The following is a 19,602-nucleotide window of genomic DNA, read 5'->3' as shown; positions in this document are numbered from 1 at the left end:
GGAAATCTTGCGATGGCGGGGGCCTTGCGTCCCCGCCATCAATCACACGGTCAGCTCCGCAGAACGCGATACACCGCCGGAATGACCAGCACCGTGAGCAGCGTCGACGAGGCAAGCCCGAAGAGCAGCGAGATCGCCAACCCCTGGAAAATCGGATCGGCGAGAATGACCGCCGCGCCGATCATCGCCGCAAGCGCGGTGAGCAGGATCGGCTTGAAACGGATGGCACCCGCCTCCAGCAGCACGTCGACCAGCGGCCGGTCAGGTCCGCCGGCATGGCGGATGAAGTCGGCGAGCAGGATGGAATTGCGCACGATGATGCCGGCCAGCGCAATGAAGCCGATCATCGAGGTTGCCGTAAACGGAGCGCCGAACAGCCAGTGCCCCAGCATGATACCGATGAAAGTAAGCGGAATCGGCGTCAGGATGACCAGCGGCAGCTTGAACGAACCGAACTGGGCGACGACCAGGATGTAAATGCCGAGGATCGCTACCATGAAGGCTGCCCCCATGTCGCGGAAGGTCACCCAGGTCACCTCCCATTCGCCGTCCCACAGGAGCGTCGGCCGGGTCTCGTCGTCAGGCTGTCCGTGAAGAGAGGTGACGGGCTTCGGCAGATTGCCCCAGTCGGCCTTGTCGATGGCGTCCTGCACGGCGAGCATGCCGTAGATCGGCGCTTCGTAGGCACCCGCAAGCTCGGCCATCACCATTTCCGCCGCGCGGCCATTGTGCCGGAAGACCGGATAGGATGCCGGTTCGCGCTGGACATCGACCACGTCGCCGAGTTCGACCACACCGCGCCCGCCCGGCAGCGTATCGGCAGGCACCGGCGTCGCCAATGCACGCTCGCCGACCGTGGCGGCCTCTTTTGGCAAGGCGATCCGGATCGGTATCGGTTGGCGGCCGCCGCGATGGGAATAACCGACCGTCGTGCCGGCATAGAGATAGTTCAACGTATCATAGACGTCGGACTGCTCGACCCGGTAATATTCGAGATTGTCCTGGTCGATGGCGATGCGCGTCCGTTCCGACTGGTTGTGATAGCTATCGTCGACATCGACGATGAAGGGGACGCTTGCGAAGGCTTCACGCACCTTGCCGGCCACGGCGCGACGGGTTTCCGGGTCCGGACCGTAAACTTCGGCAAGCAGGGTGCCGATCACCGGCGGACCGGGCGGCGGCTCCACGATCTTCAGCACGGTGCCCTCCGGCAGGTCCAGCCCCTTGAGACGCTCGCGCAGATCAAGAGCAATGGCGTGGCTTGCGCGCTCCCGCTCGCCCTTGGGCGAGAGGTTCACGGCCACCTGACCCTGTTCGGGGTTGGCCCGCAGATAGTAGTGCCGTACCAGCCCGTTGAAATCGAAGGGCGCGGCCGTTCCCGCATAGGCCTGGAACGAGACTATCTCCGGAACCGGGGCGAGCCTTTCGACGACGGCCTGCAGGGTGCGGTCCGTATCCTCCACAGACGATCCCTTCGGCAGGTCGAGGACGACCTGGAGATCGGACTTGTTGTCGAACGGCAGCAGCTTCACCGTCACGTGCTTCGTATAGAGGAGCCCGAGCGAAGCCAGCGTGGCGAAGCCGACGATCAGGAGAAATGCCCAGGAACGTGCCTTGGTCTTCAGGATCGGCCGGGCGGCTGCGACGTAGAGCCGGCCAAGCATGCCACCTTCTGCACCTGCCGTATCATGCCCCGCGCCCGCATGTTCCCTGCTGATCTTCAGCATCAGCCACGGGGTGAGGATCACGGCCACGAAAAAGGAAAACAGCATGGCCGCCGAGGCGTTGGCAGGGATCGGGCTCATGTAGGGGCCCATCATGCCCGACACGAAAAGCATGGGCAGAAGAGCCGCGACCACCGTCAGCGTCGCAACGATGGTGGGATTGCCGACCTCGGCAACCGCATCGATGGCGGCCTGCGTTCGCGAACGTCCGTCATGCATCGCCCAGTGGCGCGCAATGTTCTCGATGACGACGATCGCGTCATCGACCAGGATGCCGATCGAGAAGATGAGCGCGAACAGGCTGACGCGGTTCAGCGTATAGCCCATGATCCATGCCGAAAACAGCGTGAGCAGGATCGTCGTCGGGATGACGACCGCGACGACCACGGCTTCGCGCCAGCCGATGGCAACGGCGACGAGCACGACGATGGAGACCGTCGCCAGGCCGAGATGGAACAGAAGCTCGTTGGCCTTCTCATTGGCGGTCTCACCGTAATTGCGCGTGACCGTCATCTCCACATCGGCCGGGAATATCTGGCCGCGTACCTGCTCAAGGCGCTGCTGGATTTCCTCCGCGATCACCACGGCGTTGGTGCCAGGTCGCTTGGCGATGGCGAGCGAAACCGCCGGTGCCCGGTTGAGCCCGTCCTGGGCCTTGCGGATATCCGTGACGCGGTTCTCCGCGGGCGACGTCGCGAGCACGACGCTGGCGACATCACGTACATAGACAGGGCGCCCGTCACGCGCGGTGAGCAGCAGGTTGCCGATCTCGGGCAGCGCCTGAAGGGTCTGGCCGGCAACGACGGCACGCTGACCGCCATCATCACGGATCGTGCCGATGCGGAACGAACGATTGGCCCCCTCGATCTTGGCGGCAAGCTGTTGCAGCGTGATGCCGTAGAGCGAGAGCTTTTCGGGGTCTGGCTCGACGCGGAACTGCTCCGGCTGCTCGCCGACGATGTAGGTCAGGCCGATATCGGGCAGTTTCGAAACCTCGACCTGCAGTTCCCGCGCCAGCCGCGTCAGATCGTTCGCCGTCCAGCGCGAGGCGGCCTCCTCGTTCGGCCGCAGGGTGACGACGACGATCGCAACATCATCAATCCCGCGGCCGACGATCAGCGGCTCCGGAATACCGACCGGGATACGGTCCATATTCGCGCGGATCTTTTCGTGCACACGGAGAATGGCCGCATCCGCATTGGTGCCGACCTCGAAACGCGCGGTGACCAAGGTGCCATCGTCCTCGGTCTGGGAATAAACATGCTCGACCCCATCGATGCTCTTGACGATGGTCTCGAGCGGCTCGGTGACGAGCTTGACTGCATCCTCCGCCTTGAGCCCGTTCGCATCGACGTGGATGTCGACCATCGGCACGGAGATCTGCGGCTCCTCTTCGCGCGGCAGCGTCAGCAGCGCGACCAGGCCGAGCGCCAGTGCAGCCAGCAGGAAAAGCGGTGTCAGCGGGGAGGTGATGAAGGCGCGGGTAAGACCGCCAGCGATACCAACTTTCATGGCAGCAGGATCCGATCGCCGTCGCGCAGGCCCGAGAGGACCTCGGTGCGCTTCATGCCGTCCTCTTCGAAGGTTTCTCCCAGGATCACGGCGACATCCATTTCGCCATCGGCTGTGGCGACCTTCACATAGTCGACGCCATGCACGGTGCGGATTGCCTCCGGCGGCACGGCGAGAGCCGTGCGCTTGCCGACCGGGATCGATACCAGCGTGCGCTCCTTGACGAAGTAGTCACCAATGCCTTCGACCTCGACATCGGCGATCACACGTCCGTCGCTGATTTCCGGATAGATCTTGACAATCCGCCCCGCATGGGCGGTGGCGGCCTGGCCAGGAGACTGCGTGAGGCCCCGTTCCCCGACCATGACCGGCGCGCCCTGCACGATTTCCGTCGCATGGCGTTCCGGCAGGGACAGTCTCAGATAATACGGGCCCGGGGCGACGCGAGCGATATCTTCCCCGGCCAGGACGACGGAACCGAGGGTTACCGGCACGGTGAGTACCCGACCGGTCGCCGGCGCGACAACCTCGCCTTCCCGCACATTCTGCTCGATTACGGCCTTCTCTGCCTTGGCGACGGTCACCTCGTTGGAGGTTACCTCAAACTGCGTTCTTGCCAGATCCAGGCGAGCCTGGCTGCCGGTGCCAGTTTCCCTAAGCTGCTGCGACCGTTCAAGGTCGATGCGGGCGTTATCGAGCTGCGAGTTCAGCGCCTTGATCTTGGCGTCCGCTGCGTTGAGTTGAAGCGCGAGCTTGTCGTCGACAATCAGCGCGATGATCTGTCCCTCATTGACCTCGTCACCCTCGCTAACGTGTATCTCGCGGACGGAGCCGCCGATGCGGGTGCGGGCCGGAACCACGATATGGCTTTCGACCTGACCGAAAACGGCCTTCATCTCGTGAATCGTGACAGGCTTGACGATGAACTCCGCAGCCCAGGACCCTTGGACTGCGAGAACCGTCGTCGCGATGAGGGCGGCACCGGCAAGGTGAATAATAGATCGAAACATGGATGCTATTCTTTCGGGGAGCGGCATTGCCTGCTGCTCCCCATGTTGGAGGGATATGGTCGGATCACCCGCTGCCGCTGTTCAGTGGAACGCGGTGCCGGCCTTGATTCCGAGCTTCTTGAAGACGATGGCCGCCGGGCAAAAGCCGGTGACCGAAGCCTGGATCAGGTTCAGCCCGACGAAGACCGTCAGCAGATACCACCACGGCGACACGTAGAAGCCGAGCGCCAGGGACACGAGGACCATGAAGCCTGCAAACATCATGACAGCACGATCGATTGTCATTGTTTTCTCCTTCTGCTTTCCCGGACGGCGCTCATTCGGCCGTCTCCATGTGGATTTCCTTCAGCTTCTTGATTCCGAGCAGGTCGAGCACGAGGTTTTCATAGAAGGTGTCGCTCTTGCCCTGCCGGACCTTGTGAAGGAAATATTTCTCGAAGCCGACCTTGGCGGCGTGAACCCAGCGCCCCTGCGACGACCAGTTGACGTTGCGCGGCGGTATCTGCGGCTGGGCGACGAAGGCGATGCCGTCATCACCGAAATCGGCAAGGCAGACAGCATTCCAACTCGCAACGGCCTTCGGTTCTCCGCCCTTGACGAGGGCGGCGATGTTTTCCGCCGTCGCGGTCACCATGGATTCGATCATGAACCCCGTCTTCGGCACGCCGACCGCCAGGGGCGTCTTGCCGACAGGCGGGATAGCAACGCACACCCCGACCGCGAAGACATTCGGATAGACCGGATTACGCTGATGCTTGTCGATGACGATGAAGCCGCGCGGATTGGTCAGCCCTTCTATGCCGGCGACCGCCGGCACGCCACGGAAGGCCGGCAGCAGCATCGAGAAGGAAAACGGCAGTTCGTGCGCCGTCTTGACGGAACCATCGTCATTCACTTCCTCGACGAACAGCTTGTCCTGCTCGACCCTGGTGGTCCTGGCATTGGTGATCCATTTGATGTGTCGCTCCCTGAGAGCGCTTTCGATAAGGCCCTTGGTGTCGCCGACCCCGTCCAGGCCAAGATGGCCGATATAGGGTTCCGGTGTCACGAAGGTCATCGGCACCCGGTCACGGACGCGCGCGTTGCGGAGGGCGGTGTCCAGGATGAAAGCGAATTCATAGGCCGGACCGTAGCAGGAGGCGCCCTGTGCGGCGCCGATCACGATCGGGCCCGGCGCCTTGACGAGCTTGTCGAAGGCCGCCTTGGCCGCCACGGCATGATCAGTATGGCAGATGGATTGAGTATACCCATCCGGGCCAAGTCCGGGAACCTCGTCGAAGGCGAGATCCGGCCCCGTTGCGATGACCAGATAATCGTAATCGACGATATCGCCGCCGTTGAGCCGTATCCGGTTCAAGGCCGGCTCAACGCGTTCGGCCCCTTCCGGGCGCAATGCGATGTCCCGCTGCTTCAACACGGGAATAAGGTCGACGGCGATATCCTCCGGCTGCCTCCAGCCGACGGCGACCCAGGGGTTCGAGGGCACGAAGGAATAGGTCGAGCCCAGGTTGACGACAGTGACGCGATCATCGCGCCGGAGCTTGGCCTTCATTTCGTAGGCCATTATGATTCCGCCGAGACCTGCACCAAGAATGACGATGTGAGACATGGCATTTCCTCCAGAGCCGTTTGCCTTATTCTTCCTGTGTCGCGCCAATCCGCCTTGATCCTGCTCAATTTCGCCGGACTGGTGGTGGAATCCGGCACCGGAACAGGCCTCCCCGCCTACCTGGCGCGGTTCGAATGCCTTGCATGTAACATTCAAAGATTATAAATTCAAGAATATGAATGTAGAGAATATGATCCCAGCCGCCGAGTCGGCAGCCGAGTTGATGCGCAGCCTGTCTCATCCACAGCGCCTGCTGGTACTGTGCGCTCTGGCGGAGGGAGAAAAATCCGTCGCCGAGCTGCGTCAGGAGCTTCTGATCGAACAGGTGCCCATGTCGCAGCAACTCATGCGGCTGAGGGCAGACGGGCTTGTCGAGGCGCGCCGCGAGGGAACGACAGTTTATTATCGCATCGCACGTCCTGAAGTATCGGTCGTCGTCGGCGCGCTCTATTCGGCATTCTGTGGGGGTTTAGGCCCGAAGAAGTGACTGACGCGAGAAAAACCGCTTCGGTGAAATCGGAAAGAGAGAGGCGCCATCGCGGGATGGCGCCTCTGGAGGTTCGCTATCGCGAGCGACCATCTGTCGCAACCGAAGCGGATTGCGACCGCTTCTGCGCCGCGTCATCCATCAGCTCGTACCACATGGCGTTGAGGACGGCGAAGGCGGCGGCAAGCGGTAAGCCAAGAAGCCATGCGAAATACCACATTCCAGTTTTCCTTTCCATTCAATAAGCGTGGCCGGTGCCGTCGCGGATTTCCTTTTCATCGACCTTGCCCCACAAAACCCGGTAGACCCAAGCCGTGTAGGCGACGATGATCGGCACGAAGATCACCGTCACGACGAGCATGATGAAAAGCGTGAGATGGCTCGATGAGGCATCCCAGACCGTCAGGCTCGACCGGGGATCGACCGACGAAGGCAGGATGAAGGGAAACATCGACAATCCGACCGTCGAGATGATGCCGAGGATCGAGACGGCCGTGGAAAGTATCGTCAGGATTTCCCGCCGGCCACGCATGAAGACGAGGCCACCCGCCGCGCCGAGAAAACCCAGGGCGGGCGCGATCATCATCCAGCCGTGAGCCGCATAGTTTTCAAACCAGACGCCGGGAGCCTGTTCGGCGGTCTTGCCGAGCGGGTTCGACGGGCCGGTGGTGACGATCTCGCTGGTAATCCGATAACCATCGATACCGAGCCACAGCCACAATCCTCCGATCGCGAACAGGGCGATCGTCGCGATCGCAGCGATGCTGCCATAGCCGCGTGCGCGCACGGCGACGGGCCCCTCGGTTTTCAGGATCAGCCAGGCCGCGCCATGCATGAGGAGCATGGCCACGGAAAGGAGCCCGCAGAGCAGGCCGAACGGATTGAGCAGTTCGAACAGCGTCGTGCCCTCATAATAGATACGAAGGTCGCCGTCGAAATGGAATGGAACGCCCTGGAGCACGTTGCCGACGGCAACGCCCATGACAAGCGCGGGCACGAAACCGCCGACGAAGAGCGCCCAGTCCCAGGCGGACCGCCATGCCGCGCTCTCACGCTTTGAGCGGTATTTGAAACCGACCGGACGCAGGATGAGCGCGAACAGGATCGCGAACATGGCAAGGTAGAAACCCGAGAAGGAAACCGCATAAAGCGGCGGCCATGCGGCGAAGATCGCGCCCCCGCCGAGGATCAGCCAGACCTGGTTGCCTTCCCATACCGGCCCGACGGCGTTGATGACGACGCGCCGCTCGACATCCGTCCTGGCGACGAAAGGCAGGAGGGAGGCGGTCCCGAGATCGAAGCCGTCCATCACGGCAAAGGCGATCAGCAGCACGCCGAGCAGCAGCCACCAGATGATGCGCAGGGTCTCATAGTCGATCAAGTCATGCAGGATCATTGTCTTACTCCGCGGCTACGAGGGAGGGCGATACGAGTTCGGCTTCCGGTTCATCGTCCGGTTCCGGCCCCTTGCGGATCGCCCGAACCATCAACGCCATCTCGATGATGAACAGGACCGTATAGATCAGTACGAAGCCGATGATCGTCAGGAGCACGGTCGAAGCGCCGAGGTTGGAAACCGCAGCGGCTGTCGGCAGCACACCCTCTATGATCCAGGGCTGGCGGCCGAACTCGGCGACAACCCAGCCTAGTTCGGCGGCAATCCAGGGCAATGGTATCGCGAAGGCGGCCACACGCAGCAGGAAGGGATAGCGATCGAGCATGCGCCGCGCCGAAAGATAGAAGAACAGGGCCGTCAGGGCGATGAAGAAGAAGCCCAATCCGACCATGATGCGGAACGACCAGAAGAGTGGCAGAACGCCCGGTACGGTATCCCAGGCGGCGCTGTCGATCTGCGCATCCGTCGCCTGGCGCGGATCGTCGACATACCGCTTCAGGAGCAGCGCATAACCAAGATCGGAGCCACGGTCCTCGAACGCCTTGCGCACTTCCGGGGCGACAGTACCGCTCTCTCCCCCCGCGCGGATCTGCTGGAGAGCGTCGAAAGCGATGATGCCATTGCGAATGCGGACCTTCGCATGCTCGACCAGGTCTTCGATGCCGGGAATCTCGGTCGTCAGCGAACGCGTGCCGATCAGCCCCATGACCCAGGGGATGTGGATCGCATAATGGGTCTCGCGGGCTTGCTGATCCGGGATACCGATCAGCGTGAAGGCGGCCGGCGCCGGCTCGGTCTTCCACATCGCCTCGATGGCGGCGAGCTTCATCTTCTGATGCTCGGTGGAGAGATAACCGCTTTCGTCACCCAGCACGACGACCGAGAGCGACGAGGCTAGGCCGAAGGAGGCCGCCACGGTCATGGAACGTTTTGCCAGTTCGGCGTACCTGCCGTTCAGCAGATACCAGGCGGAAACGCCGAGCACGAAGATCGAAGCGGTGACGTAGCCGGCGGAGACCGTATGCACGAATTTCGCCTGGGCGACCGGATTGAAAAGAACGGCGAAGAAGTCCGTAACTTCCATGCGCATGGTCTGCGGATTGAAGGCCGAGCCGACCGGATTCTGCATCCAGCCGTTGGCGATCAGAATCCACAGCGCAGAGAAGTTGGAGCCGAGCGCTACCGCCCAGGTCGCGATGAGATGACCGACTTTCGAGAGCTTGTCCCATCCGAAGAAGAAGAGGCCGACAAAGGTCGCTTCGAGGAAGAAGGCCATCAGCCCCTCGATCGCAAGCGGGGCGCCGAAGATATCGCCCACATAGTGGCTGTAATAGCTCCAGTTCATGCCGAACTGGAATTCCATCACGATGCCGGTGGCGACGCCGAGAACGAAGTTGATGCCGAACAGCGTGCCCCAGAATTTCGTCATCTGCCGCCAGATCGTCCGGCCGGTCATCACATAGACCGTTTCCATGATCGCCAGCAGCACGGAGAGACCGAGCGTCAGAGGCACGAAGAGGAAATGGTAAAGTGCGGTAATCGCGAATTGCAAACGCGATAGGTCTACGATGCCAAGGTCCATTTCAGTTTCTCCGTTTGCTCCGGTCTGCCGCCACTATGGCAAAAACCCGGCAGGCCGCACTTGATTATCGTCAAAGTCTGGTTAGTCGGGTCGCAACGCGTCGAGGGCGTCGGTGAAATCCGGCTCGCCCCGCCGCATGACGGCGATTATGGTTCTGCGATCCATGATGGCCAGACGATCGGCGATCGCGGCTTCCCGCCGGATATGCGTCGCGATGACCATCGTTCGGCCCGCCGATCTCGCGTCGAGACGGTCAAGCACGTCGCGCGCCGTTGCGCCGTCCAACCCTTCAGTAGGCTCGTCGAGCAGCCAGAGCGGCGTATCGCGGAGGAAGAGTCGTGCAAGGGCAAGCCTGCGCGCTTGTCCCCCTGAAAGGCCGTGACCGCCCTCCCCAAGCCGGGTCTCAAGTCTCGCCGGCAAGGCCTCGACATCACGTCGCAGACCGGCGGCATCCAATGCATCCCACAGACAGATGTCGGTTGCCTCAGGATCGGCAAGGCGGAGATTGTCGCGCAGGCTGTCCTGGAACAATTCGGTACGCTGTGTCAGGAGCGTCGCTTTGAGACATTCAACACGCCCGGCTTCGACGCCAATCTCGCCGGCGATGAGCGCAAGGAGGGTCGACTTGCCCGCACCGCTCGGCCCGATCAAAGCTATCCGCTCACCATCGCGGATCGAAAACGTCACGCTACGCAATGCCGGCGCCGAAGTGCCGGGATGCCGGACCGCGACGTCCTGCAGGCGAACGGCGACGCCGGGCGGTGGCGCAATGTCGACTGGCGCCAACCCTCGGTCTTCCAGCCGAGGCGAGATCCGATACGCGGCAAGCAGCGTGCGGCCGAGTTCGATCGCACCTCGCCGCAGGGCGCCGAAAGGTTCGAGCGCCGCGAGCGCCAGCATCAGACCGAGTGCGGCGACCGGAGCACCGATCGAGCCGGCCTCCACGAGGAATGCCATTGCGACAAGGGTCGCGGCCAGCAGCAGCGCGCTCGCGATACCGAAACCCGCATCGGACCATGTTTCGATGCGGTTCAGAGCATCATCGCTCCCGGAGAGGTAGCGGTCGACAGCCGTAAGGCTTTCCTGGCGTGCCCGGAGCCGGCCGGCCATGATCCACTCGCGCTGGCCGGCAACGAGGTCTATGACCTGCGAGCGGAAGACCTCAAGGGCGCGGGCGCGACGCTGGACAGGCCGCCTCGCCGCCATGACCGCCGCGACCGGTATGCCGATCCCGGCGATGATGAGAAGCGTGGCGACGGCAAGCCCCAGGAGCGGATGCATCAGCCCCAGGGCGATGCCGCTCGCCAAGGCAACCAAAAGGGCGCCGGCAATCGGCACCAGCACACGCAGATAAAGCGAATCGAGCGCGTCGATATCGAGCGTCAGGCGGAAAAGGAGGCGTGACGGTCGCTTGGCGAGCTCGCCCGCGGCGCCGGACACCGCCCAGCCCCGAAACAACCGTTCGCGCAGGTCCGAAAGGATCCGCAGCGTCGCGTCATGCGTCGTCAGCCGCTCGCCATACCGGGCCGCCGTGCGCGCCAGTGCGAGAAAGCGGATGCCCGCCGCCGGCGCGAAAACATCGAAGGCGAGTGCCGTCGCCACCGACAGTCCGGCTATTCCGGTGGCGGTGATGAACCAGCCGGAAAGGCCAAGGAGCGCAATGCCGGACAGCACAGTCACGACCGAAAGAAGCGTACCGGCAAGAAGCATGGCGCGATTGCCGGACAGGAACAGGGCGGCGATCGGATGAAGCCGGCGAACAAGTCGTCTCATGCTACCTCCTCCGGGTTCATCGTCGTCAGATCAACGACGCGGTCCATGCGTGCGGCCAATACAGGGTCATGGGTGGCGACGATCAACGTGCGACCTCGGGCAAATGCGATCAAAGCATCGGTTATGCTCCCGGCGGTGACGGTATCGAGATGGGCAGTCGGCTCGTCGGCGAGGACCAGCCCGGCTTGCGGGGTCGCTATGACGCGCGCCAGCGCCAGTCGCAAGGCTTCTCCGCCTGAAAGGCCGACACCGTTTTCCCCGACCGGAGCCGGCCCCCTCCTCGCGGCAACCTCTCCGAGGCCGGCGAGATTCAGGGCCGCCCGGACCGCCTGGCGATCCATATCCGGCCGCCAGAGTGTCACGTTGCCGGCAAGAGTACCGGCAAAGACGTGCGAATTCTGGCCGATCCAGGCGATGTTCCGACGCAGCCGCGCTGCATTATCCGACGAGAGTGCCTCTCCTCCGATCAGGATGCGCCCGCCCTCGGGAAGCGCGAGGCCGGCGATCAGCGCAATCAATGTCGACTTGCCCTTGCCGCTCGGCGCAAGCAAGGCGATGTGCTCTCCCGACGCAACCTTCAGGTTGAAGCTATCGAATACGGAGCTGTCCTGCGGGGAATAGCGGAAGCGGAGATTTTCGACGCGGACGGACAGTGCCGCATGACCGGCGGTTGCGGCTGGCCGTTGCCCGCTTTCCGAACCGGGCAGTTCCGGGCCTTTTTCCGACAGCCGGCGGAGCGCATCGAGCGCCGCTTCTCCTGCCGCACGATCGTGCCATACAGCCGACAGATCACGCAGCGGCTCGAAGAAGGCCGGCGCGAGCAGGAGGATGAACAGGCCCTCGCCGAGCGAGAGCTTTTCTCCCCAGGCGCCGAAGGGAAGCTGCCCGAGAAGGTGGAAGCCGACATAAACCGCGACCATGGCAACGCCGAGCGCTGCAAAAAGCTCAAGGACAGCCGACGAAAGGAAGGCGATCCTCAACACGGCCATGGTGCGCAGACGCAGGTTTTCGGCATTGGTTCTCAGTCTCGATGCCGTCACCTCCACCGCCTCCATGGCGCGGATCGTCGCCAGGCCGCGCAGGCGATCGAGCAAAAAGGCGTTCATGCCGCCCATTTCGGCAAGCTGCGCCTCGCTCGCAGCCTTGGCCCGCCATCCGACCAATGCCATGAAGATCGGAATCAGCGGCGCGGCAACAAGCAGCACAAGGGCCGCGATCCAGGAATAGGCCAGCACGCAGAGCAGAATTGTGAACGGGAAGACGGTCGCCCGCAACCGCGCCGGCTGGAAGCGCGAGAGATAGGGCACGATGGCTTCGGCCTGCTCGGCCAGCGTGCTGGCGGCGAGGCCGGAGGCCGGCCGTTGCGGATCAAGCGGCGAGCGGGAGGCGAGAACCTGAACCGCACGGGCACGACAATGGGACAGGGCGGCGCGCGCCTCTTTAAAAGCCACGCGAGTGCCGAGTGCGGCCAGAACGGACCTGGCGATACCAAGCAGGAGGACACCAGTCGCATACCAGAAAACCGTGCCGACAGTCCCTCCTGCGGCAAGACTTCCAATGCCCAGGCTCAACAGGCCGGCCTGCGGGAGCCAAAGCAGCGAGGCAAGCACCTGGAGAACCGGCCCGAGGCGCGACAGGCGAATCGGCTCGGACCGTCCCGAGGAAATATTGCCGGCATCAGCTTCGGTCGGCGTGGTTTCGGTGACGTTCTCCCCCGAACGCGAAGCGGCAGTCCCCATACGTGCCGCCCGCGGCGGAGCGAAGAGCGTGCCGGTCGAGGCCATCGTCATTGCTCCCCGTTTGCCGGTTTCCGGCGACCAATGGAGACGATCCTGTCCTTGGCCTCCAGGAGCTTGGTGACCTTCGATCCGAGTCCGAGCAGCATCGCCAACCGATCCGTATCGAGCTGTTTGACATCATCGTACCAGTTCGTCAGGCGCTCGATCAACGTATGCATTTCCGCCATGCGTTCCTGCGCGAAACGCTCGTCGTCACCGGCGGGCTGCTGCATCAGAATCTCGCGCAGGACCGAGAGCGTGGGATCGATCTCGCGCTTCTTCCTTTCCTCGGCGAGCGTTCGCAGAATCTGCCAGACATCATCCGGCGTGGTGAAAAAATCCCGTCGGTCGCCAGGCAGATGCTTGAGCAGCACGAGGTTCCAGCCCTGGAGCTCGCGCAGGCTCATCGAGACGTTGGAACGGGAAATGCCGAGCGCCTCGACAATCTCGTCGGCGCACAGCGGCTCGGGCGATACATAGAGCAGCGCATAGATCTGGCCGACCGTGCGGTTGATACCCCAGCGGCTTCCCATCTCGCCGAAATGCAGCACGAAAGATTGGACGATGGGAGGAAGGTTCATAAAATTCAATCCAGACAGAGATTTCAGAAATTTCTGAAAACCATATAGTCAGCATGCTGCATCTGCGCAAGAACGAATCCTTCTTCAGACGCTCACAAGAGCTTGAGGGAACCGCCGACAAGGCGAGGGACGAACGCGATAAGACAGGGTGCGAGACCGGAATAGGCGGCAAGGTTCCGCGCCGGGTCGTCCGGCAATGTCGGGGCGCGAACAACGGAGCAGCCAAGAAGGATCCTCCACGACCGGACCGCCGTATCATCCCTGATCTGGAGATTTGCATCTGCGATCAAATTTAAAGTGGAGATTTGTAGACAACATTAATCGCGCGGATTAGGAATGCTCCCCGACACAGCAACCAATCGGGGACAGATGATGGTTCGGCTTATCCGTATTGCCTCTCGCGGCCTTCTCGCCGCTGCCTTTTCCGGCCTGCTGGCGGGCACCCTTGCTCAGGGCGTCGCGGCAGAGGAGATCGTCTTCAAGGATCAGGAAAACCGCGAGGTCCGCCTCGCCAAGGCGGCCGAGCGGATCGTCTCGATCGTCATCCCGATGGCATCGACTGTCATCGCGCTGGACGGTTCTACAAGCAAGCTCGTCGGCATGAACCCGACCGCCAAGAGCGCCGTGACGGAAGGCATCCTCGGCAAGATCTTCCCGGAAGCGAAGGATATTCCCTCCGACGTGACCGCGCCGAACTTCGTGCCGAATGTCGAGGCGCTGACAGCCACCAATCCCGACCTCGTCATCCAGTGGGGCGGTCGCGGCAACGATATCGTCGCGCCGATCACCAATGCCGGGCTTACCGCCATGCTGATTCTTTACGGAACCGAAGAGCTGACCCGTGAATATATGACCATGGCCTCCACGGCACTCGGGAAGCCGGAGCGGATCGGCGAACTGGTCGAATGGCGCGACCACATCCAGAAGGATATCGAGGCGAAGGCCAAAACCATCCCCGAGGACAAGCGCCCCAACGTGCTTTATGTCGGCCGAGCCCTCTCCGACATCACAGCGTCAGGCACCAAGGGCAATTACAATGCCTGGTATATCGAACTCGTCGGCGGCAGAAATGCCTCTGCCGAACTGAACGGCACGGTTTCGATCAACAAGGAACAGATCGCCGAGTGGGATCCCGACGTGATCCTGCTGAATGCCTTCGAGGCCAAACTTGGTGTCGACTGGGTCTACAACGATCCGGTCCTGTCGCTCACCAAGGCTGCAAGGAACAGGCGCGTCTACAAGATGCCGCTTGGCGGCTATCGCTGGGATCCGCCGAACCAGGAGTCGCCGCTCTCCTGGATGTGGGCAGCCAATCTGATCCAGCCGGACGTCTTCAAATACGATGTCCGCGGCGAGATGAAGACCGCATACAAGACGCTCTACAATTACGAGCTTACCGACGCGGATATCGACGATATCCTCTGGACCAAGCAGCAAGGCGATGCTGCGAACTACACGCAGTTCAAGGCGGAATAAGAGATGGCGGTCGTGACGCAGGATGGGGCGGCCCCGGTGGCCCGTCGTTCACATATCGCGAGGCAGACGGCCGTCTTCGCCGCACTCCTGGCGCTCTTCGCCGTCGCCTTCGTGGTCAGCCTCTGCGTCGGCCGCTTTTCGGTTCCGGCGGGTCGGGCGCTGGAACTCATCTGGCTCGGCATCATCAATCCGGCGCGGGAGCTTGCTAGCATCGACGAGCGCATCGTGCTGCTCGTCCGGGCGCCGCGCGTCGTTCTGGCGGCGCTTGCCGGTGCCGGGCTTGCCGTCGCCGGCGCAGCGCTTCAGGGCGTCTTCCGCAATCCGCTCGTCTCGCCGGATATTCTCGGCATTTCCCAAGGAGCAGCCTTCGGCGGAGCCCTGGCGATCATGCTCGGCATCTGGGGTTTTCCGCTGATCGCCATGGTCTTTGTTTTCGGCATGGCGGCACTCATCCTCGTCGGCATGCTCTCACGCATCAACGGCCGGACCGAGACGGTCACCGTCATTCTTTCCGGCCTCGTCATCAGTTCAATGTTTTCGGCGGTCGTGTCGCTTCTGCAATTCGTCGCCGATCCCAACACCTCGCTGCCCGCGATCGTCTATTGGCTGATGGGATCGTTCGCAACCGCCACCTGGGAACGCACCCTGATCGCGGCACCCGGCCTCATCCTCGGAGCCGTGCTTCTATGGATGCTCCGTTTCCGCCTTAATATCCTATCGCTGGATGAGGCCGAAGCGCAGAGCCTCGGCGCCAATACGACCCGCGAGCGCTGGCTGGTCTTCGGGCTGATCGCCGTGATCGTCGGCAGCCAGGTGGCCGTCTCCGGCATCATCGGCTGGATCGGCATCGTCATCCCGCATGCGGCCCGCCTGCTGGTCGGCCACGATCATCGCGCGCTGCTGCCGGCCTCGGTCATCCTCGGCGCCGGGTTCATGGTGATCATCGATACGCTCGCTCGCACCGCGACCGCCGCCGAAATCCCGCTTGGCGTGATCACCGCGCTGGTCGGCGCGCCGATCTTCGCGGTCCTGCTGCGCAACCACTACCGTGAAAGGACCGGATCATGATCGGCCTTGAGGACGCCATCGTCCGTTTCGGCGCACGGACGATCATCGACGGCTTGAGCTTCTCCGTACCGGTCGGCCGGACGCTCGCCATCCTCGGCCCCAATGGCCGCGGCAAGACGACGACGCTGAAAGCGATGCTCGGCTTCCAGCGGCTGGATACCGGCCAGCGGATCGCGCCGGAGATCGTCGGCTACGTACCGCAGACCGGCACCAGCAACCAGCGCTACCGGGCGATCGATATCGCCGTCATGGGTCGTGCCGCCCATCTCGGCCTGTTCGGCCAGCCGGGCTCGAACGACTTTGCCATCGCTCATTCGGCGTTGGAGAAAGCCGGTGCTGTCCGATTCGCCGATCATTTCTTCGACCGGCTGTCCGGAGGTGAAAGGCAGCTCGTGCTGCTCGCCCGTGCATTGGCGACCGGCTCGGAAGCACTGGTTCTCGACGAGCCCGCCGCGGCCCTCGACCTTCACAACCAGGAACGGCTGCTGACGTTGCTCAACGCGCTGCGCGCACCGCGCGACAAGGCGATCGTCTTCACCACCCACGATCCGAATCATGCACTGACCGCCGCGGACGATGCACTGCTGATGATGCCGGACGGCCAGCCGCCGCTGTTCGGCCCCGTTGCCGAAACGATCACGCCGGACCATCTGGAGCGCCTTTACGGCGTGCCGATGCGGGTCGTCGAGCTTGACGGCCCCTCCGGAGAAACCCACCGGGCAGTTCTGCCCGCCTTTGCAGGAATCCGCGCCGCATGACCATCCTGATGATCCAGTCTCACTACCAGGAGCCGTTTGCCATGACGGCACCGCTCTTTGCGGATGCCGTCGCCTCGGGAGCCATGAAAGTGGTGCGCGAGATGGAACTCACCGAGGAACATTTCGACACAGCCCGCGGCCTGATCACCACCACGCATCTCGACCAGATCGGCTTTCAGCGTTTCTCATCGGCGGTCGCGGGTTTCCTCGATCGCGGCGGCCGGTGGATCCATCACGGTCACATCCTGCGGCCGATCCTGCCGGAACTCGGGACCTATATCCCGATGCCCCAGCCGAAACGGCCAGACTTCAACCAGACCCGGCTCCACGATCACCCGATCTTCGCCGGGATCGACCAGAGGAAGCTCGAAACGAATCGCGGCGTCGCCGGCTTCTATGGCCGAGGGCACAATCCGCCGCCGGAAGGTGCCATCGTCATCAATGCGCTCGGGCCGGCAAAAATCCCGGTCGATTGGGTGTGGGCGCGGCCTGAGGGCGGCGAACTCCTCTCCCATGCGGGAAACGACTTCTGGGGCTGCGGCGACGATCCCGAAATCAAGAAACTGCTTGCCCATCGCTCCGTCGCGTGGCTTTCCGGAGAACTGAACTGATGAGCATCCTCGCGATCCATCCCGGCGCCTACTATCATATCGAGACGCTCGAAGCACCGCGTTATGCTCATTACTTCGACAGGCTCGTGCGGCCGGAAGACCTGCCCGGCGAGGACCTTGCCGAACACGCCGTTGTCTTCATTCCCTGCCGCACGCCTGCAGATCGGCTGGCGCCTCATGCCGACCAACTCCGCGCCTATCTGGACCAGGCCGGCACGATCGTCGCCACCGGCGAGACGGCCCTGGAGGTCTTCCTGCCCGGCATCACCTTCACGCCCCAGCCGACGAACTGGTGGTGGTGGCTGACACCCGGCGCCGACCTCGGCGTCCGCATCGCCTCGCCAGATCATTCTCTCTTCGACCGCCTCGGAGAGAGGGACCTCACCTGGCACCTGCACGGCTGGTTCGACCCGCCTGACGGCTCGCAGGTGCTCGCCGTCAACGGCGGGGGAAAACCGATCTTCTATGTGGACGAGGTGACGACGCCCGGTCGCATGATCATCACCAGCCTCGATCCGTGCTTCCATCACGGGTCGCATTTCATGCCGGCAACGACGCGCTTCCTGGACGGTTTCCTGCCCTGGATGCGCGAAGAGCTGGACGGAGCACCACGAAAATGACCGATAGAATCGATGTTCTCGAGAACGGCAAGCCGCTCTCCTACACCTATGCCGACATCATGCACTTCCACGGCTTCGGCTTTCCGGGTGGCGTGGCGCATGCCTTCAAGGTGATGCAGCGCGGCTTTCCCCTCGTCAGCCCCGACGGCCCGCCGGAACGGCGCGAGATCATCACTCGCACCGCCTTTCGCGGTCCCGGCGGACGCGACGCCTTTGAAATGGTGACGCGCGGCCTGACGGAGGGACGCTATACGGTCGATCACGCGCTGGAGAAGCCGGAGCGCGGCGATGTCCTGCAGCACTATGTCTTCGAGCTCACCTATCGCGGCAAGACGGTCACCCTACAGCTCAAGGACGGCCATGTGCGGGAAGAATTCATCCGCCTCGGCCAGAAACCGGACCGCAGCCCGCAGGAGGAAGAGCGCCTGACCTATCTGAAGCAGGAAATGGCCGACCGGCTGCTCGCTGCGCCGGCCGACGTCCTTTACGAAGAGGCCTGATCAATCAGGTTTTGAACAGGTTCCTGAACTGCGACGGCTGGCAGCGGAGATATTGCGGCGCGGGCTTGACCTGAGCGCCGAGTTCCGCGGCCGCATGCCAGGGCCAGCGCGGATCGTAGAGCACGGCACGCGCCAGCGCGACGATGTCGGCATCGCCTGTCGCAACGATCGCCTCTGCCTGCACGGGCTCGGTGATCAGACCGACGGCGACGACCGGCATTTTGACCGCGGCCTTAACGGCACGAGCCAATGGAACCTGGTAGCTTGGGCCAAGCGGGATCTTCTGGTCCGGATGCAGACCGCCGCTCGATACGTGGATCGCATCGCAACCCCTCTCATCCAGCATCTGGGCAAAAGCGACGGTCTGGTCGATGTCGAGACCGCCCTCGACCCAGTCGGTTGCGGAAATACGCACCGTCGCCGCCTTGTCGGATGGGAATGCCTGACGCACCGCATCGAAGACTTCAAGCGGGAAACGGGCGCGATTTTCGAGGGAACCGCCGTATTCGTCGGTCCGCTGATTGGACAGCGGCGACAGGAACTGGTGGAGCAAATAACCGTGCGCGGCATGGATCTGGATCGCATCAAGACCGATCCGGGCCGCGCGCACGGCGGAAGCCGCAAAGGCGTCGCGCACACGCTTCAGCCCTTGTTTGTCGAGAGCGACCGGCGGAACGTATTTCGGGTTGAACGGGATCGCCGAAGCCGACTCGGTCTGCCAGCCATTCGGATGATCCGGGCCGATCTGGCCGCCGCCGGACCAGGGGCGATCGGTCGAAGCCTTGCGGCCGGCATGGGCAAGCTGGACCGAAATTGGCATGTCCGACCATTTGCGGATGCCTTCGAGTACCCGGGCCATCGCGGCCTCGGTCGCATCGTCGTAAAGCCCGACATCCGCATAGGTAATACGGCCTTCCGGCACGACGCCGGTCGCCTCGATCGTCAACAATGCTGCACCCGACAATGCAAGCTGACCGAGATGGATCAGATGCCAGTCGGTCATGCATCCGTCTTCTGCCGAATATTGGCACATGGGCGCGATAACGATGCGATTTTCGAGTTCGAGGTTGCGGACGCGGAAGGGCGTGAAGAGAACGGGCTGGGCCATGGCTGATTC

The 19,602-nt window shown here is 62.9% G+C and carries 18 protein-coding genes; 7 read left to right on the top strand and 11 right to left on the bottom strand.

All coding sequences use genetic code 11. The features are described 5' to 3' along the window. Positions 1-50 precede the first annotated feature (50 nt). From JL39_RS15750 to JL39_RS15735, 4 genes are all read right to left on the bottom strand, one after another. Entirely contained in the window at positions 51-3,236 is a 3,186-nt protein-coding gene (locus JL39_RS15750) for an efflux RND transporter permease subunit (protein ID WP_037152334.1), read from the bottom strand. After that, complete coding sequence (locus tag JL39_RS15745; protein WP_037152331.1) at positions 3,233-4,246, bottom strand: efflux RND transporter periplasmic adaptor subunit; 1,014 nt, start codon at positions 4,244-4,246, stop codon at positions 3,233-3,235. Before JL39_RS15745 ends, JL39_RS15750 begins: the two co-directional genes overlap by 4 nt. Before the next feature lie 81 nt (positions 4,247-4,327). Further along, entirely contained in the window at positions 4,328-4,531 is a 204-nt protein-coding gene (locus JL39_RS15740; RefSeq protein WP_037152328.1) for a DUF2892 domain-containing protein, read from the bottom strand. Positions 4,532-4,562: 31 nt separating this feature from the next. Further along, positions 4,563-5,855: an FAD/NAD(P)-binding oxidoreductase gene (locus tag JL39_RS15735; RefSeq protein ID WP_037152325.1), complete on the bottom strand. Its 1,293-nt coding sequence runs from the start codon at positions 5,853-5,855 to the stop codon at positions 4,563-4,565. Between the two features lie 190 nt (positions 5,856-6,045). On the opposite strand from JL39_RS15735, the gene JL39_RS15730 reads away from it, so the two are divergent. Next, positions 6,046-6,342 carry a metalloregulator ArsR/SmtB family transcription factor gene (locus tag JL39_RS15730; protein WP_348270566.1) on the top strand — a complete coding sequence of 99 codons (297 nt, stop codon included), beginning with the start codon at positions 6,046-6,048 and terminating at the stop codon, positions 6,340-6,342. A gap of 76 nt (positions 6,343-6,418) precedes the next feature. On the opposite strand, the gene cydX is transcribed toward JL39_RS15730, so the two are convergent. The 6 genes from cydX to JL39_RS15705 all read right to left on the bottom strand — a co-directional run bounded on the left by cydX (position 6,419) and on the right by JL39_RS15705 (position 13,452). Next, positions 6,419-6,562: a cytochrome bd-I oxidase subunit CydX gene (gene cydX, locus JL39_RS31055; protein ID WP_081952859.1), complete on the bottom strand. Its 144-nt coding sequence runs from the start codon at positions 6,560-6,562 to the stop codon at positions 6,419-6,421. 18 nt (positions 6,563-6,580) lie between these two features. Beyond that, positions 6,581-7,738 (bottom strand): cytochrome d ubiquinol oxidase subunit II, encoded by a 1,158-nt coding sequence (gene cydB, locus JL39_RS15725; RefSeq protein ID WP_037152319.1) that lies wholly within the window; start codon positions 7,736-7,738, stop codon positions 6,581-6,583. Between the two features lie 4 nt (positions 7,739-7,742). Further along, a complete protein-coding gene (locus JL39_RS15720) occupies positions 7,743-9,320 on the bottom strand; it encodes a cytochrome ubiquinol oxidase subunit I (RefSeq protein ID WP_037152316.1) in 1,578 nt (525 codons plus the stop codon). A gap of 81 nt (positions 9,321-9,401) precedes the next feature. Then, positions 9,402-11,093, bottom strand: coding sequence for a thiol reductant ABC exporter subunit CydC (gene cydC, locus JL39_RS15715; RefSeq protein ID WP_037152313.1), 1,692 nt, complete (start codon positions 11,091-11,093; stop codon positions 9,402-9,404). Beyond that, on the bottom strand, positions 11,090-12,832 hold the full coding sequence (gene cydD, locus JL39_RS15710) for a thiol reductant ABC exporter subunit CydD (protein ID WP_037152553.1): 1,743 nt from the start codon (positions 12,830-12,832) through the stop codon (positions 11,090-11,092). Before cydD ends, cydC begins: the two co-directional genes overlap by 4 nt. Positions 12,833-12,879: 47 nt before the next feature. After that, the gene (locus JL39_RS15705; protein WP_037152310.1) at positions 12,880-13,452 is read right to left on the bottom strand and encodes a GbsR/MarR family transcriptional regulator; all 573 of its coding nucleotides are present in this window, start codon (positions 13,450-13,452) and stop codon (positions 12,880-12,882) included. 372 nt (positions 13,453-13,824) lie between these two features. Between JL39_RS15705 and JL39_RS15695 the strand changes: the two genes are divergently transcribed. Genes JL39_RS15695 through JL39_RS15670 form a run of 6 tightly spaced genes read left to right on the top strand, consistent with a single transcriptional unit; the run spans position 13,825 to position 18,485 of the window. Continuing rightward, entirely contained in the window at positions 13,825-14,928 is a 1,104-nt protein-coding gene (locus JL39_RS15695) for an ABC transporter substrate-binding protein (protein WP_037152551.1), read from the top strand. A 3-nt stretch (positions 14,929-14,931) separates the two neighbouring features. Beyond that, positions 14,932-15,996: an iron ABC transporter permease gene (locus tag JL39_RS15690; protein WP_037152302.1), complete on the top strand. Its 1,065-nt coding sequence runs from the start codon at positions 14,932-14,934 to the stop codon at positions 15,994-15,996. Beyond that, positions 15,993-16,754, top strand: a complete 762-nt coding sequence (locus JL39_RS15685) for an ABC transporter ATP-binding protein (RefSeq protein ID WP_037152300.1) — start codon at positions 15,993-15,995, stop codon at positions 16,752-16,754. Before JL39_RS15690 ends, JL39_RS15685 begins: the two co-directional genes overlap by 4 nt. Beyond that, positions 16,751-17,365 (top strand): hypothetical protein, encoded by a 615-nt coding sequence (locus JL39_RS15680; protein WP_037152296.1) that lies wholly within the window; start codon positions 16,751-16,753, stop codon positions 17,363-17,365. The genes JL39_RS15685 and JL39_RS15680 overlap by 4 nt, the downstream gene beginning before the upstream one ends. Further along, positions 17,365-17,985 (top strand): hypothetical protein, encoded by a 621-nt coding sequence (locus JL39_RS15675; RefSeq protein ID WP_037152293.1) that lies wholly within the window; start codon positions 17,365-17,367, stop codon positions 17,983-17,985. The genes JL39_RS15680 and JL39_RS15675 overlap by 1 nt, the downstream gene beginning before the upstream one ends. Next, entirely contained in the window at positions 17,982-18,485 is a 504-nt protein-coding gene (locus JL39_RS15670) for a hypothetical protein (protein ID WP_037152291.1), read from the top strand. The genes JL39_RS15675 and JL39_RS15670 overlap by 4 nt, the downstream gene beginning before the upstream one ends. Positions 18,486-18,489: 4 nt before the next feature. Here the strand turns inward: JL39_RS15670 and JL39_RS15665 are convergent, their stop codons facing one another. Continuing rightward, complete coding sequence (locus tag JL39_RS15665; protein ID WP_037152288.1) at positions 18,490-19,593, bottom strand: NADH:flavin oxidoreductase/NADH oxidase; 1,104 nt, start codon at positions 19,591-19,593, stop codon at positions 18,490-18,492. Positions 19,594-19,602 lie beyond the last annotated feature (9 nt).

It is taken from the genome of Rhizobium sp. YS-1r (genome assembly GCF_000757525.1).
Taxonomy (GTDB): domain Bacteria; phylum Pseudomonadota; class Alphaproteobacteria; order Rhizobiales; family Rhizobiaceae; genus Neorhizobium; species Neorhizobium petrolearium.
Note: the sequence above shows the minus strand (reverse complement) of the source record. Positions and strands in the feature narration are given on the sequence as shown.